14 protein-coding genes are annotated in these 14,247 nt (G+C 61.0%); 10 read left to right on the top strand and 4 right to left on the bottom strand.

From position 1 onward, the window contains the following. Positions 1 to 84 precede the first annotated feature (84 nt). The 10 genes from FHL16_RS24730 to pcaC all read left to right on the top strand — a co-directional run bounded on the left by FHL16_RS24730 (position 85) and on the right by pcaC (position 9,967). Positions 85 to 1,431, top strand: a complete 1,347-nt coding sequence (locus FHL16_RS24730) for an MFS transporter (protein ID WP_010462550.1) — start codon at positions 85 to 87, stop codon at positions 1,429 to 1,431. 282 nt (positions 1,432 to 1,713) lie between these two features. Continuing rightward, complete coding sequence (locus FHL16_RS24725; RefSeq protein ID WP_010462548.1) at positions 1,714 to 2,571, top strand: CoA transferase subunit A; 858 nt, start codon at positions 1,714 to 1,716, stop codon at positions 2,569 to 2,571. Beyond that, complete coding sequence (locus FHL16_RS24720; protein WP_077749559.1) at positions 2,571 to 3,350, top strand: CoA-transferase subunit beta; 780 nt, start codon at positions 2,571 to 2,573, stop codon at positions 3,348 to 3,350. Before FHL16_RS24725 ends, FHL16_RS24720 begins: the two co-directional genes overlap by 1 nt. Further along, a complete protein-coding gene (pcaF, locus tag FHL16_RS24715; protein ID WP_177346253.1) occupies positions 3,347 to 4,552 on the top strand; it encodes a 3-oxoadipyl-CoA thiolase in 1,206 nt (401 codons plus the stop codon). Before FHL16_RS24720 ends, pcaF begins: the two co-directional genes overlap by 4 nt. Positions 4,553 to 4,587: 35 nt before the next feature. Next, complete coding sequence (gene pcaH, locus FHL16_RS24710) at positions 4,588 to 5,292, top strand: protocatechuate 3,4-dioxygenase subunit beta (RefSeq protein WP_010462543.1); 705 nt, start codon at positions 4,588 to 4,590, stop codon at positions 5,290 to 5,292. A gap of 1 nt (position 5,293) precedes the next feature. Further along, complete coding sequence (gene pcaG / locus FHL16_RS24705) at positions 5,294 to 5,860, top strand: protocatechuate 3,4-dioxygenase subunit alpha (protein WP_077749557.1); 567 nt, start codon at positions 5,294 to 5,296, stop codon at positions 5,858 to 5,860. A 186-nt stretch (positions 5,861 to 6,046) separates the two neighbouring features. Next, entirely contained in the window at positions 6,047 to 7,351 is a 1,305-nt protein-coding gene (locus tag FHL16_RS24700; RefSeq protein WP_077749556.1) for an MFS family transporter, read from the top strand. A 45-nt stretch (positions 7,352 to 7,396) separates the two neighbouring features. Beyond that, complete coding sequence (locus tag FHL16_RS24695) at positions 7,397 to 8,761, top strand: 3-carboxy-cis,cis-muconate cycloisomerase (RefSeq protein ID WP_077749555.1); 1,365 nt, start codon at positions 7,397 to 7,399, stop codon at positions 8,759 to 8,761. 11 nt (positions 8,762 to 8,772) lie between these two features. Next, positions 8,773 to 9,564, top strand: coding sequence for a 3-oxoadipate enol-lactonase (gene pcaD, locus FHL16_RS24690; RefSeq protein WP_010462535.1), 792 nt, complete (start codon positions 8,773 to 8,775; stop codon positions 9,562 to 9,564). A gap of 10 nt (positions 9,565 to 9,574) precedes the next feature. Further along, the gene (pcaC, locus tag FHL16_RS24685) at positions 9,575 to 9,967 is read left to right on the top strand and encodes a 4-carboxymuconolactone decarboxylase (RefSeq protein WP_010462533.1); all 393 of its coding nucleotides are present in this window, start codon (positions 9,575 to 9,577) and stop codon (positions 9,965 to 9,967) included. A gap of 194 nt (positions 9,968 to 10,161) precedes the next feature. On the opposite strand, the gene FHL16_RS24680 is transcribed toward pcaC, so the two are convergent. The 4 genes from FHL16_RS24680 to FHL16_RS24665 all read right to left on the bottom strand — a co-directional run bounded on the left by FHL16_RS24680 (position 10,162) and on the right by FHL16_RS24665 (position 14,031). Beyond that, positions 10,162 to 10,974 carry a methyltransferase domain-containing protein gene (locus FHL16_RS24680; protein WP_077749554.1) on the bottom strand — a complete coding sequence of 271 codons (813 nt, stop codon included), beginning with the start codon at positions 10,972 to 10,974 and terminating at the stop codon, positions 10,162 to 10,164. 21 nt (positions 10,975 to 10,995) lie between these two features. Next, entirely contained in the window at positions 10,996 to 11,361 is a 366-nt protein-coding gene (locus tag FHL16_RS24675; protein WP_077749553.1) for a DUF1641 domain-containing protein, read from the bottom strand. 27 nt (positions 11,362 to 11,388) lie between these two features. Beyond that, positions 11,389 to 12,579, bottom strand: coding sequence for an NAD(P)/FAD-dependent oxidoreductase (locus FHL16_RS24670; RefSeq protein WP_077749552.1), 1,191 nt, complete (start codon positions 12,577 to 12,579; stop codon positions 11,389 to 11,391). A 192-nt stretch (positions 12,580 to 12,771) separates the two neighbouring features. Beyond that, on the bottom strand, positions 12,772 to 14,031 hold the full coding sequence (locus FHL16_RS24665) for an OprD family porin (RefSeq protein ID WP_077749551.1): 1,260 nt from the start codon (positions 14,029 to 14,031) through the stop codon (positions 12,772 to 12,774). Between the last annotated feature and the right edge of the window lie 216 nt (positions 14,032 to 14,247).

Raw genomic sequence — 14,247 nt, 5'->3', positions numbered from 1 at the left:
GTTTCCCCGGGATCATTACTGTCGCGGCAGCGCCAGCCCTGAGCTGGCACCTGTCCGACTGCGTTCTTGCGTGGAATAAAAATAATGAACCAGCCTCAGTCTGCTGTAGGAAACTGCCTCGACGTGCAGTCCTTCATCAATGCTCAACCCATCTCGCGCTACCAGTGGCGAGTGGTGATCCTGTGTTTCCTGATTGTCTTCCTTGATGGCCTCGATACCGCGGCCATGGGCTTCATCGCGCCGGCCCTGTCCCAGGACTGGGGCATTGATCGCGCCAGTCTCGGCCCGGTGATGAGTGCCGCGCTGATCGGCATGGTCTTCGGCGCACTGGGCTCCGGTCCCTTGGCTGACCGCTTTGGGCGAAAAGTCGTACTGGTCGGCGCGGTATTGTTGTTCGGGGCTTTCAGCCTGGCCTCGGCGTACAGCACTAACGTCGATCAACTGCTGGTGCTGCGCTTCCTCACCGGCCTGGGCCTTGGCGCCGGGATGCCGAACGCCACCACGCTGTTGTCGGAATACACCCCGGAGCGCAAAAAATCCCTGCTGGTGACCAGCATGTTCTGCGGCTTCAACCTCGGCATGGCCGGTGGCGGGTTTATCTCGGCCAAGCTGATTCCGGCCTTCGGCTGGCACAGTCTGCTACTGATCGGCGGGATTCTGCCGTTGATCCTGACCGTCGTCTTGCTGTTCTGGCTGCCCGAATCGGCGCGTTACCTGGTCGTGCGCAACCGTGGCACCGACAAAGTGCGCAAGGCTCTCGCACCGATCGATCCGACCGTCGTCGCTCAGGCGTCGAGCTTCAGCGTACCGGAGCAGAAAACCGTGAAGGCGCGCAACGTGTTCGCGGTGATCTTCTCTGGCACCTATAGCACCGGCACCTTGCTGTTGTGGCTGACCTACTTCATGGGGCTGGTGATTGTTTACCTGCTGACCAGTTGGCTGCCGACACTGATGCGTGACAGTGGCGCGAGCATGGAACAAGCGGCATTCATTGGTGCCCTGTTCCAGTTTGGCGGGGTGTTGAGCGCAGTGGGCGTGGGCTGGGCGATGGACCGGTTCAATCCGCACAAGGTCATCGGCATTTTCTACCTGCTGGCCGGGGTGTTTGCCTACGCGGTAGGGCAGAGCCTGGGCAATATCACGATTTTGGCGACATTGGTGCTGGTGGCCGGGATGTGCGTCAACGGTGCGCAATCGGCGATGCCGTCGCTGGCAGCGCGGTTTTATCCGACTCAAGGGCGAGCGACCGGGGTGTCGTGGATGCTCGGGATTGGCCGTTTCGGCGCGATTCTCGGGGCCTGGATGGGTGCGACATTGCTGGGCCTGGGCTGGAACTTTGAACAGGTGCTGACGGCGCTGGTGATTCCGGCGGCGGTGGCAACCATGGCGGTGGTGATCAAGGGCATGGTCAGTCATGCGGATGCGACCTGAGTCCAGGCTCCGGAATCCTCGGCGGGTTTGATGGCCTCTTCGCGGGCAGGCTCGGTCCTACAGTCAATCGCGTTCTCCTGTAGGAGTGAGCCGGCTCCGGGCGGCGTTCCGACGATGCTTTTTGGGATCGATAGTGAGACAACAATATGTTCGATAAACGAACACTTAGTCGATTATCGGATTGTTTGGCGTTTTGCACAGGCTTAACCTTCAGTCATTCCGGCGCTGCGCATCGCGCCTTTTTCTACCACTGTCGGTTCATCACAAACGGGAGCCTGCCCCATGGCTGAAATCCTTTCGCTGCACGACGCGGTGAAGCAATTCGTCAACGACGGCGATACCGTCGCGCTCGAAGGCTTCACTCACCTGATCCCTACGGCGGCCGGTCACGAAATCATTCGCCAGGGCAAGAAAGATCTGACGCTGGTGCGGATGACGCCGGACCTGATCTACGACCAGTTGATCGGCGCCGGTTGTGCTCGCAAGCTGATTTTCTCCTGGGGCGGCAACCCGGGTGTCGGTTCGCTGCATCGTCTGCGTGACGCGGTCGAGAAGCAGTGGCCGCACGCGCTGGAAATCGAAGAGCATAGCCACGCCGACCTGGCCAATGCCTACGTCGCTGGCGCCTCCGGCCTGCCGTTCGCGGTACTGCGTGCCTACGCCGGTTCCGACTTGCCGAAGGTCAACCCGCTGATCAAAACCGTCACCTGCCCGTTCACCGGCGAAGTGTTGGCCGCCGTGCCTTCGGTACGCCCGGACATCACCGTGATTCACGCGCAGAAAGCCGACCGCAAAGGCAACGTGCTGCTGTGGGGCATTCTCGGCGTTCAAAAAGAAGCCGCGCTGGCGGCCAAGCGTTGCATCGTCACCGTCGAGGAAATCGTCGACGACCTCAATGCACCAATGAATTCTTGCGTGCTGCCGACCTGGGCCTTGAGCGCGGTCTGCCATGTGCCTGGCGGCGCGCATCCGTCCTACGCCCACGGTTACAACGAGCGCGACAATCGTTTCTACCAGGCTTGGGACCCGATTGCCCGCGACCGTGAAACCTTCACCGCGTGGATCGACGAATACATCCACGGCTGCGCTGACTTCAGCGAGTTCCAGGCCAAACTGGCCGCTGCTTCGGAGGCCAAGTAATGACTTACACCACCAACGAAATGATGACCGTCGCCGCTGCCCGCCGCCTGAAGAACGGTTCGGTGTGCTTCGTCGGCATCGGCCTGCCGTCGAAAGCCGCCAACCTGGCGCGCCTGACGTCTTCGCCGGATGTGGTCCTGATCTACGAATCGGGTCCGATCGGTGCCAAGCCAAGCGTACTGCCGCTGTCGATCGGTGACGGCGAACTGGCGGAAACCGCCGACACTGTCGTCCCGACCGGTGAGATTTTTCGCTACTGGTTGCAGGGCGGGCGCATTGACGTCGGTTTTCTCGGCGCCGCGCAGGTCGACCGCTTCGGCAACATCAACACCACCGTGGTCGGTGATTACCACGCACCGAAAGTCCGCCTGCCCGGTGCCGGTGGCGCGCCGGAAATTGCCGGCTCGGCGAAAAGCGTACTCATCATTCTCAAGCAATCGGCGCGCTCCTTCGTCGACAAACTCGACTTCATCACCTCGGTCGGTCATGGCGAGGGCGGTGATTCGCGCAAGCGTCTCGGCCTTCCGGGCGCCGGGCCAGTCGGCATCATTACCGACCTGTGCATCATGGAGCCCGAAGCGGACACCCATGAATTCGTGGTCACCGCGCTGCACCCGGGCGTGACTCGCGAGCAAGTGATTGCCGCCACCGGTTGGGCAATTCGCTTCGCAGGAAATGTCGAAAATACGGCTGAGCCAACGGATGTTGAGCTTAAGGCGCTCAGGGATCTGGAAGCCCGCACCGCCGCCGCCCACGACCAGACACCGGGAGAAGCGTGATGCGCGACGTTTATATCTGCGATGCGATTCGCACCCCCATCGGCCGTTTCGGCGGCGGCTTGTCAGCGGTGCGTGCAGACGACCTCGCCGCCGTGCCGATCAAGGCCTTGATGGAACGCAACCCGTCGGTGGACTGGAACGCAGTGGACGAGGTGTTCCTCGGCTGCGCCAACCAGGCCGGCGAAGACAACCGCAACGTCGCCCGCATGGCGCTGTTGCTGGCCGGGCTGCCGGAAAGCATTCCCGGCGTCACGCTCAATCGCCTCTGCGCCTCGGGTATGGATGCGATCGGCACTGCCTTCCGCGCAATCGCCAGTGGCGAAATGGAACTGGCAATTGCCGGCGGCGTCGAGTCGATGTCCCGCGCACCCTTCGTGATGGGCAAGGCCGATGCGGCGTTCTCGCGCAACATGAAGCTGGAAGACACCACCATCGGCTGGCGCTTCATCAACCCGTTGATGAAAGCGCAATACGGCGTCGATGCGATGCCGCAGACCGCCGACAACGTGGCCGACGATTACGAAGTGTCTCGCGAGGATCAGGACGCTTTCGCCCTGCGCAGCCAGCAGCGCACAGCCGCCGCGCAAGCTGCAGGATTTTTCGCTGAAGAAATCGTCGAAGTGCGGGTTGCCCACAAGAACGGCGAAACCGTCGTCAGCCAGGATGAGCATCCTCGTGCCGACACCACGCTGGAAACCCTGGCCAAGCTGAAGCCCGTCAACGGTCCAGGCAAAACCGTCACCGCCGGCAACGCTTCCGGTGTGAACGACGGCGCAGCGGCGTTGATTCTGGCCTCCGCTGAAGCAGTGAAGAAACACGGCCTGACCGCCCGCGCCAAAGTGCTGGGTATGGCGAGCGCCGGTGTCGCGCCACGGGTAATGGGCATCGGCCCGGTGCCGGCGGTGCGCAAATTGACCGAGCGCCTCGGGCTGGCCGTCAGCGATTTCGATGTGATCGAACTCAATGAAGCCTTTGCCAGCCAAGGGTTAGCGGTACTGCGTGAGCTGGGCTTGGCGGACGACGCGGCCCAGGTCAACCCGAACGGTGGCGCCATTGCCTTGGGCCATCCGTTGGGCATGAGCGGTGCGCGCCTGGTCCTGACCGCGTTGCATCAGCTTGAAAAAACGGGCGGCAACAAAGGCCTGGCGACCATGTGCGTCGGTGTCGGCCAGGGTCTGGCCTTGGCCATCGAACGCGTCTGACGCCCGGCAGACTAATAAGAACAGAGGAAAGCGAAATGACTGACAAGCCTGGTTACCGTCGCCCGCAGGAAGGCACCCAGCCGGACTACCTGCACCCGACTTATCAATCCACCAACCTTCGCGCGCCGTCCAAGCCGTTGGTGTTTTTGCCGCATTCGTTGTCGGAAATTACCGGCCCGACAATCGGCGCCGAGCGTATCAACGAGAAGGACAACGACCTGACGGTGCAGCACGCGGGCGAACCGTTGGGCGAGCGCATCATCATCCACGGCCGCGTGCTGGATGAAGACGGCTTGCCGGTGCCGGGGATTCTGGTGGAGATCTGGCAGGCCAATGCCGCCGGGCGCTACAACCATGCCCGCGACCTGCACGACGCGCCGCTGGACCCGAACTTCACCGGTACCGGTCGCACCGTGACCGACGCCGATGGTTGGTATCAATTCCAGACCATCAAGCCCGGCGCTTACCCGTGGGGCAACCACCACAACGCCTGGCGTCCGGCGCACATTCATTTCTCGCTGTTTGGGCCGAGCATCCTGACGCGGCTGGTCACGCAGATGTATTTCCCCGGCGACCCGCTGCTGGCTTATGACCCGATCTACAACTGCGTACCGGACACCAGCGCCAAAGAGCGTTTGATCGCCAGTTTCGACCTGGAAAAAACCATCCCTTCCTATGCACTCGGCTATCGCTGGGACATCGTCTTGCGCGGCCGTGAAGCCACGCCGATGGAGAAATAAGATGACGCTGAACGCGACCACATCCCACACCGTCGGGCCGTATTACCACATTGGTTTGACCTGGCTGAACCGCGAAGACCTGACGGTCGAACAAACCCTGGGCGAGCGCGTGGCGATCACCGGGCAAGTCGTCGATGGCAATGGCGATTTCGTTAACGACGCGATGCTGGAAGTCTGGCAGGCCAACGCCGCCGGCAAGTACGACCACCCCGAAGACGACCAGGCCAAACCCCTGGACCCGAATTTCGAAGGCTTCGGCCGGGTGCCGGTGGACGCCGAAGGGCGCTTTCGTTTCACCACGATCAAACCCGGAACGGTGGAAGGCCTGAAGGGCTCGACCCAGGCGCCGCACCTGGTGGTGCTGGTGTTCGCTCGCGGGTTGGTGAAGCACTTGCTGACGCGGATTTACTTTGAGGGCGAACCGGCGAACGTCGACGACCCGTTGCTGGAGTGTGTGCCGGCCGAGCGCCGGGGTACGTTGCTGGCGAAGCAGGATGCGTCGGGTGTTTATCAGTGGAATGTGATCCTGCAAGGTACCGATGCCGAGACTGTGTTCTTCGACTACTGAAAACACCGCAGATCCCTGTAGGAGTGAGCCTGCTCGCGATGGCGGTGTATCAGTGCCTTCAGTGCTGAATGACACTCCGCCATCGCGAGCAGGCTCACTCCTTACAGAGGACAGTATTGCCAACTGTGGAACGGGACTGTTGCAAAGTGTGTCTAGAATGTCATGGTCCCCAAAGAGTGAAAAACAATGACAACTCCTACCGCTATTCCAGCGCACTACACCGGCGAAGAGCGCAGCAAACGGATCTTCGCCATTGTCGGCGCCTCGTCCGGCAACCTCGTTGAATGGTTCGACTTCTACGTCTACGCCTTTTGTGCGATCTACTTTGCGCCGGCCTTTTTCCCGTCCGATAACCCGACTGTGCAGTTGGTGAATACCGCCGGCGTGTTTGCGGCCGGGTTTCTGATGCGGCCGATTGGCGGCTGGATTTTCGGCCGTGTCGCGGACAAGCACGGGCGCAAGAATTCGATGCTGATCTCGATTCTGATGATGTGTTTCGGTTCGTTGCTCATCGCCTGCCTGCCGACCTACAAGGACATCGGCGTCTGGGCGCCGATCATGCTGTTGTTCGCCCGTTTGCTGCAGGGCTTGTCGGTGGGCGGTGAGTACGGCACCACCGCAACCTACATGAGCGAAGTCGCCCTCAAGGGCCAGCGCGGGTTCTTCGCCTCGTTCCAGTACGTGACGCTGATTGGCGGGCAGTTGCTGGCGGTGTCGCTGGTGGTGGTCCTGCAACAGTTCCTCACTGAAGATGACCTGCGTGCCTACGGCTGGCGGATCCCGTTTGTGGTCGGCGCAGTGGCTGCATTGATCTCGCTGTTCCTGCGTCGTTCGCTCAAGGAAACCACCAGCAAGGAAATGCGTGAAAACAAGGACGCCGGCAGCATTCGCGCGTTGTTCCGCGACCATAAAGCGGCCTTTATTACCGTGCTCGGTTACACCGCCGGTGGCTCGCTGATTTTCTACACGTTCACCACGTACATGCAGAAGTACCTGGTGAACACCGCCGGCATGCACGCCAAGACCGCCAGTTACATCATGACCGGCACGCTGTTCCTTTATATGTGCATGCAGCCGCTGTTCGGCATGCTCGCGGACAAGATCGGCCGCCGTAACTCGATGCTGTGGTTCGGTGCATTGGGTACGTTGTGTACTGTGCCGATTCTGCTGAGCCTGAAAAGTGTCAGCAGTCCGTTCCTGGCCTTTGTGCTGATTACCGTGGCGCTGGCGATCGTCAGTTTCTACACCTCCATCAGTGGCCTGGTAAAAGCCGAGATGTTCCCGCCGGAAGTGCGCGCACTCGGTGTCGGCCTGGCGTATGCGGTGGCCAACGCGATCTTCGGTGGTTCGGCGGAATACGTCGCCCTGAGCCTTAAAGCCGCGGGCATTGAAAACTCCTTCTACTGGTACGTGACGGTGATGATGGCGGTGGCGTTCCTGTTCAGCCTGCGCCTGCCGAAACAGGCCAAGTATTTGCACCACGACCTTTGATCCATCCGCGTGGGCCCGACCGGCCCACGCCTTCAGGGACTGTCTATGAATCAGCGACCGGGCAATCAATTGTTCGATGCCTATTTCACGGCACGCGATATGCGTGAGGTGTTTTGTGATCAAGGCCGGGTGCAGGCCATGCTTGATTTCGAAGCGGCACTGGCGCGGGCCGAGGCGAGCGCGGGTTTGATTCCGCTGTCGGCTGCCGCCTCGATCGCAGCGGCTTGTCAGGCTGGGCATTACGACTTTTCAGCACTCGGCGAGGCGATTGCCACAGCGGGCAATTCGGCGATTCCGTTGGTCAAGGCGTTGGGTAAACAGATCGCCGCCAACGATGCCGAAGCAGAACGCTACGTGCATCTGGGCGCCACCAGTCAGGACGTAATGGACACGGGCCTGGTGCTGCAACTGCGCCGCGCGCTGGCGCTGATCGAAAGCGATCTGGCGCAACTGGGCGAAACCTTGGCGACCCAGGCGTTACGCTTCGTCGCCACGCCGCTGGCCGGGCGCACCTGGTTGCAGCACGCCACACCCGTCACCCTCGGCATGAAAATCGCCGGTTGGCTGGGCGCCGTCACTCGCAGCCGCCAACGTCTGCAAGAACTTAAACCTCGGTTGCTGGTGCTGCAATTTGGCGGCGCCTCCGGAACCCTGGCAGCCCTCGGCGAGCAAGCGATGCCGATTGCCGAAGCCTTGGCCGGTGAGCTGCAACTGACCCTGCCGGACCAACCCTGGCACACCCAGCGAGACCGGTTGGTGGAGTTCGGCGCGGTACTCGGTTTGATCGCCGGCAGCCTCGGCAAACTCGGCCGCGACATCAGTCTGTTGATGCAGACCGAAGCCGGCGAAGTGTTCGAGCCGTCGGCACCGGGCAAGGGCGGTTCCTCGACCATGCCGCACAAACGCAACCCCGTAGGCGCCGCGGTGCTGATCGGTGCGGCGACCCGCGTTCCCGGCCTGCTCTCGACCCTGTTCAGCGCCATGCCTCAGGAACACGAGCGCAGCCTGGGCCTGTGGCATGCCGAATGGGAAACCCTGCCGGAGATTTGCTGCCTGGTGTCCGGCAGCCTCAAGCAAGCGCTGCTGGTGGCGGACGGGCTGGAAGTGGACGCCGACCGCATGGCCCGCAACCTCGACCTGACCCAAGGCCTGGTGCTGGCCGAGGCGGTGAGCATCGTCCTCGCCCAACGGGTTGGCCGCGACACTGCGCACCATCTGCTGGAGCGCTGCTGCAAACGTGCGGTGGCCGAGCAACGTCATCTGCGAGCGGTGCTCGGCGAAGAGCCGCAAGTGACCGCCGAGTTGTCGGCCCTGGAACTCGATCATCTGCTGGACCCCGCCCATTACCTTGGTCAGGCCCATACCTGGGTCGAGCGAGCGGTGGCTGAACATTCTGCGTTGACTGCCTGAAGGAGATTGCTGTGGCTTTTGTACAACTCGCCGAGGGCGAACTGCATTACCAACTTGATGGCCCGGCGGATGCACCGGTGCTGGTGCTGTCCAACTCGCTGGGCACCGACCTGCACATGTGGGACGCGCAGATCGCCGCGTTCTCCGAGCATTTCCGGGTGCTGCGTTTCGACACCCGTGGCCACGGAAAATCGCTGGTCACGCCGGGGCCATACAGCATCGAGCAACTGGGCCACGACGTGCTGGCGCTGCTGGATGCGCTGCACATCGAACGCGCGCATTTTTGCGGTCTGTCCATGGGTGGCCTGATCGGCCAATGGCTGGGCATCAATGCCGGTGATCGATTGAATAAGTTGGTGGTGTGCAACACCGCCGCGAAAATCGGCGATCCATCGGTGTGGAATCCACGGATCGAAACCGTGCTGCGTGACGGTCAGGCGGCCATGGTCGCCTTGCGCGATGCGTCGATTGCGCGCTGGTTTACCCCTGACTTTGCCGAGGCTAACCCGGCCGCCGCGAAGCGGATTACCGACATGCTCGCGGCCACTTCGCCAGAGGGTTATGCCGCCAACTGCGCCGCCGTGCGCGACGCCGACTTCCGTGATCAGCTGTCCGCGATCAAGGTGCCGCTGCTGGTCATTGCCGGCACCGAAGACGCGGTCACGCCACCGTCCGGAGGGCACTTTATTCAGGAGCATGTGCCGGGCGCCGAATACGCCGAGTTCTACGCCGCGCACTTGTCCAACGTTCAGGCCGGTGCTGCGTTCAGTGACCGGGTCCTGACGTTTTTGTCAGCTGATTAAGGGGATTGTTGTGGACGAGAAACAACGTTACGACGAAGGCCTGGAAGTCCGTCGCGCGGTGCTCGGCGACGCCCATGTCGATCGCAGCCTGAATGCCCTGACCGAGTTCAACTCGGAGTTCCAGGAAATGATCACCCGCCACGCGTGGGGCGACATCTGGACCCGGCCGGGCCTGCCACGCCATACCCGCAGCCTGATCACCATCGCCATGCTGATCGGCATGAACCGCAACGAAGAACTCAAACTGCACCTGCGCGCCGCCGCCAACAACGGCGTGACCCGCGGCGAGATCAAGGAAGTGATCATGCAGAGCGCGATCTACTGCGGCATCCCGGCGGCCAATGCGACGTTCCATTTGGCGGAGTCGGTGTGGGATGAGCTTGGGGTTGAATCGCGGGAGTGATCCTGGCGATTTGCGGTGTCTGAGCTGACGCCATCGCGAGCCGGCTCGCTCCTGCGGGCGATGTCCGGTGAGTACATGACTTGTGTTCACACAGGACCCGTGTGGGAGCGAGCCTGCTCGCGATCGCGGTGGGTCGGCTTGCATTGATGGTGAATGACACACCGCCATCGCGGGCAAGCGCGGCGACCACAGGGTCAAACGGTGGCGACAATGAAGATCCGCTTGAACGGAAACAGCGTGCGCCCATCGTATTCTCGCGGGTAATGCGCATGCACCCGCATCATGAAGTGATAAATGAACCGCGCCTGTTCGTCATCCTTCAAGCCTTGCATCACCGCCCGCAAGGCCGAGACCTTGATCCAGTCATAAATCGGCGACTTGCCGTCCACGACCTGCAACTGCTCGGTTTCCCAGATGTCCAGCGTCCGGGTAATCGGTGCGAGCAACCGGTGGTAATTTTCCAGTGACAGCAACGGCCGCGCCGCCATCCTCTCGCGCACTTGCGGGGAGCCGAGCGGTTTGCCGTCGGAGCCTCCATCGTTGAGGGTGTCGAGCACCAGCTGATACCACACCGCATCCCGCCAGTCGGGCATGTGCGCCGCCAGACAACCACCCGGGTTGAGATAATCGAGCAAGCGCGGCAGCAACTGTTCGTGACTGTCGATGAAGTGCAGCACGGCGGCGGCAAAGAGCAGGTCGGCGGGTTGCTCCGGCTGCCAGTTCTGTAGATCGCACTGCTTCCACAGCGCCTTGATCGGCAAGCCTCTGGCCTCCTGAAGCATTTGCTCCGAACTGTCGATGCCCATCAGGTGCGCACGAGGCCAGCGTTTGGCCAAAGCTTGAGTCGCAATGCCGGTGCCACAGCCGAGGTCGTAGATGCGTTTGGGGTTTTCAAGGTTGACGCGGTTGATCAGCTCGTTAACCGGTCGTTGTCGAAGCCGGGAGAATTGCTGGTAGGCCGTGGCGTCCCAGTCAGCCGTCCTTGCTCTTTGCAGTTTGGTGCTCATGAGGTTGTCCTCTCTGGACGTTCAAAGTTGTCTTCCAATGACGTTGAGGGTTTTGAGTGCAAACCCCACCCCTCGTCGTGTGTCGGGTTCGCGCAACAATTTCAGTAGCTGGTAAAAGCCAGGGGGCTGCTCGTTTGCTGTGCTATCGGCTTTTGCCATGCGCACGGCATTGCTGACGCTCCAGGTTGCCTCGGTCGCGCCTTCGAACAGCCGCGCCAGTTTCTCCACCATGGCCGGGTCCAGTAGATCGACGAGGTCGCTGATCAGTGAAAGCAGGTCCACCAGGTTGTCCAGTCGACCGCCGTCAATCAACGGTTTGAGCTTTTCCATCAGCGCGTCTGATCCAGGGCTGATGGGGGGTGTGATTGATTCATTTGAGACGTTCATTACGATTTACTCCTCTCCCCGGGCCGATCAAAGCATTGCGCGGGCAACCGCCCAGTACAGTCCACGGTTGAATCCGTTTCTGAGCAACCCGCCGAGCTTGGTGGCCGGGGTGGGCCGGACATCGTGCTGGTAGTCGTACCAAAGCGGCATGCCGGCATCCAGGCCCATTTGTGCCACGGCCTGAACACGTCCGTCGTAGACGGCGATGGGGGTGCCCAGACGAATTTCGGCAGCGATGTTGTTGGCGATCACCGGCGCCTGGTTATGGCATGCCCCGCCGGCTTTGCTGACAGGCAAGTCGACGGTATCACCGATGACGTAGACGTTTTCCAGGCCGTAGACCTGCAACGTTTCATGGTGGGTCGGCAGCCAGCCTTCGTCGTTGGGCGCTTGCGAGGCGCCGGACTCAAGCACAGCGTCCACGGCCCTGATCGGTGGTGTCGCCATCAGAATGTCGAAGGGTTGCTCGTCACCTTCCTCGGAGTACGCGATTTTTTTATCCGGATCGACTCGTTTGAGCGTGAAGCCGCGTTGAAAGCGAATATTTTTCTGTTCAAAGATACCCGGCAGAATTTCCCCGGTCGGGCGTTGCAGGAACAGGCAGTTGCGCAGTAGTTGAGCCGTGGTCGGGTAGGTGTAGACGATTTCCACCTGGTCTCTCACCCCACGACGCCGCAAGAAATCATCGAGCATCAATGTGGTTTCGACGGGCGCGATACCGCATTGATGCGGGACATTGGGTGTTTTCGGGAAGGACACGGTAATGAAGATGCGGCCTTTTTCGATCGTGCTCAGTTTTTGCGCCAGTTGTCTGGCGGGCGCGTACTGATAGAAATGATCGCCGGCTTCTTTCAAGCCTTCGATACGTTCCGGGGCCGGCACGCATCCGGTGGCGATGACTAAAAAGTCATAGCCGTACCGCTTGCCGCTGCGGGTTTGCAGGTGTTGTCGGTTGAAATCGAAACGCACGACTTCATCGACATGGAACTCGATTTCCGGGCGCAACAGTGAACGTTCCGGGCGCTTGAGTTCTTCTTCAAAGAACAGGTTGAACGCCACGTACATGAACGCAGGTTTATAGAAGTGATCGGGGGAATTGGACAGCAGTGCAATCGAGACTTCGCCGCGCAGGATTTCCGGATACAGCTTGCTGGCCAGTTGATTGGCCAGCATGGTTCCACCAACGCCGCCACCGACGATAACTATTCGCTTGCTCATACCTGACCTCCTGGGTCATGGCAGCTTCGCGTACAGCATCCGGAGATAACGGAAGAAAACAGGGGCTCCTACAGCAGTGATGGAGAATTAAATACGCTTTTTGACTGTATCTGCCCACTCGCAAAACGCCAGGCAAGCCGACAGGTGGTTACAGGCAGCGGCCTTTTGATTTCGACCGCTGCCAGGGTGCGGTTACAACAAACTGATCGGATAGCTGACGATCAACCGGTTCTCATCGAACTCGTTGTTGCTGAAGTCCCGACGAATGGTCGAGTTGCGCCATTTGACGTTGAGGTCTTTGAGCGCGCCGCTTTGCACGGTGTAGCCCAATTCGCTTTCGCGGCCCCACTCCTTGCCGTCGGTGATTGTGCCGGTGTGCACGTTGTCGCCGCTGATGTAGCGGTTCATCAGGGTCAGACCGGGGATGCCGAGGGCGACGAAGTTGTAGTCATGCCGTACCTGCCAGGATTTTTCTTTCGCATTGTCATAACTGGCGTTGTAACTGTCGTTGGCCAGGGTGCCGCCGCTGGTGCCATTGACCCGCATCCAGGCGCTGTCGCCGGTGAGTTTTTGCAGGCCGACGTAGAAGGTGTGGCCGCCGTATTTGGCCGAGAACAGGCCCGACCAGGTCTTGTTGTCCAGATCGCCGGCCCGGGCACTGCCATCGTCCTTGCCATAGAAGAAACCCAGGTTGGCGCCGAGGGTCCAGTCGCCGAGGGGCTGGCTGTGAATCAGGTTCACGTACTGCTGGCTGTAGATGTCCTTGAGTTCGGCGTTCCACACACCGATCTGGGTGCGCTTGTCGTTGAAGGCGTATTCGCCGCCCTGGAAGTTGAAGCGGTCGGAGGTAAACGCCGGTTTTCCGGTCATCGACATATCGCTCATGCTGCTGTCGTCACGGGGGCTGTTGGCGCGGAACTGGCCGCCGTAGAGCGTCAGGCCGGCGATTTCTTTCGAGGTGATCTGGCCGCCACGAAAGGTTTGCGGCAGGGAGCGACCGTCGTCCGAGCGCAGGATCGGCAGCACCGGCATCCATTCACCGACCTTGATTTCGGTCTGCGACAACCTGGCCTTGAACGCCACGTTGGTGCGACCAAAGCTGTCCGCCGGGCGACCGTCGTGATCCAGCGGCAGCAACTGAGTCCCGCCCGTGCCTTTGCCGCCGTCGAGCTTCACCGAATACAAGCCCAGCACATCCATGCCGAAGCCGACGGTGCCTTGGGTGAAGCCGGATTTGGCGTCGAGAATGAAACTTTGTGTCCATTCTTCAGCCTTGCCCTGGGCTTTGGTCGGGTTGGTGAAGTTGCGGTTGATGTAGAAATTGCGCAGGTTCAGGTTGACCTTGGCACCTTCGACAAAACCCGACTCCTCGGCCATGGCAGGCAGGGCCGCGCAGGCCAAGGCGATGGCTATCAGGCTTGGGAAGTAGTACGGCGTGGTGGAAGGCGTCATGGGCTCGGGTCTCTCTAATTGTTAGGGATGAAACGGTGCGCTGCCGCAACGTGGACGTTGCAGACAAGGGATTCGATATCGTGAAAAACGGGGTGGGGTCAGCCGGACAGGGCAGGGCGCGGGGGCATGGTGTCGAACCTGATGTTATTGGTCTTGTGCGACGAATGGTGCGGGGGATGGGCTGGAGGGTTCAATCGGGGAAAGCGGGTTTTGGGC

The organism is Pseudomonas sp. FSL W5-0299, from assembly GCF_005930655.1.
In the GTDB taxonomy this organism is placed as follows: domain Bacteria; phylum Pseudomonadota; class Gammaproteobacteria; order Pseudomonadales; family Pseudomonadaceae; genus Aquipseudomonas; species Aquipseudomonas mandelii.
The sequence above is the reverse complement of the archived record's forward strand: the minus strand, read 5'-3'. Positions and strand labels throughout refer to the sequence as shown.

Coding starts and splice junctions, on each gene's coding strand:
- FHL16_RS24720 (WP_077749559.1), top strand. CDS start 2,571: ATGACTTACACCACCAACGAAATGATGACCGTCGCCGCTGCCCGCCGC.
- FHL16_RS24670 (WP_077749552.1), bottom strand. CDS start 12,579: ATGAGCAAGCGAATAGTTATCGTCGGTGGCGGCGTTGGTGGAACCATG.
- FHL16_RS24675 (WP_077749553.1), bottom strand. CDS start 11,361: ATGAACGTCTCAAATGAATCAATCACACCCCCCATCAGCCCTGGATCA.
- pcaG (WP_077749557.1), top strand. CDS start 5,294: ATGACGCTGAACGCGACCACATCCCACACCGTCGGGCCGTATTACCAC.
- FHL16_RS24700 (WP_077749556.1), top strand. CDS start 6,047: ATGACAACTCCTACCGCTATTCCAGCGCACTACACCGGCGAAGAGCGC.
- FHL16_RS24725 (WP_010462548.1), top strand. CDS start 1,714: ATGGCTGAAATCCTTTCGCTGCACGACGCGGTGAAGCAATTCGTCAAC.
- FHL16_RS24665 (WP_077749551.1), bottom strand. CDS start 14,031: ATGACGCCTTCCACCACGCCGTACTACTTCCCAAGCCTGATAGCCATC.
- pcaH (WP_010462543.1), top strand. CDS start 4,588: ATGACTGACAAGCCTGGTTACCGTCGCCCGCAGGAAGGCACCCAGCCG.
- FHL16_RS24680 (WP_077749554.1), bottom strand. CDS start 10,974: ATGAGCACCAAACTGCAAAGAGCAAGGACGGCTGACTGGGACGCCACG.
- FHL16_RS24730 (WP_010462550.1), top strand. CDS start 85: ATGAACCAGCCTCAGTCTGCTGTAGGAAACTGCCTCGACGTGCAGTCC.
- FHL16_RS24695 (WP_077749555.1), top strand. CDS start 7,397: ATGAATCAGCGACCGGGCAATCAATTGTTCGATGCCTATTTCACGGCA.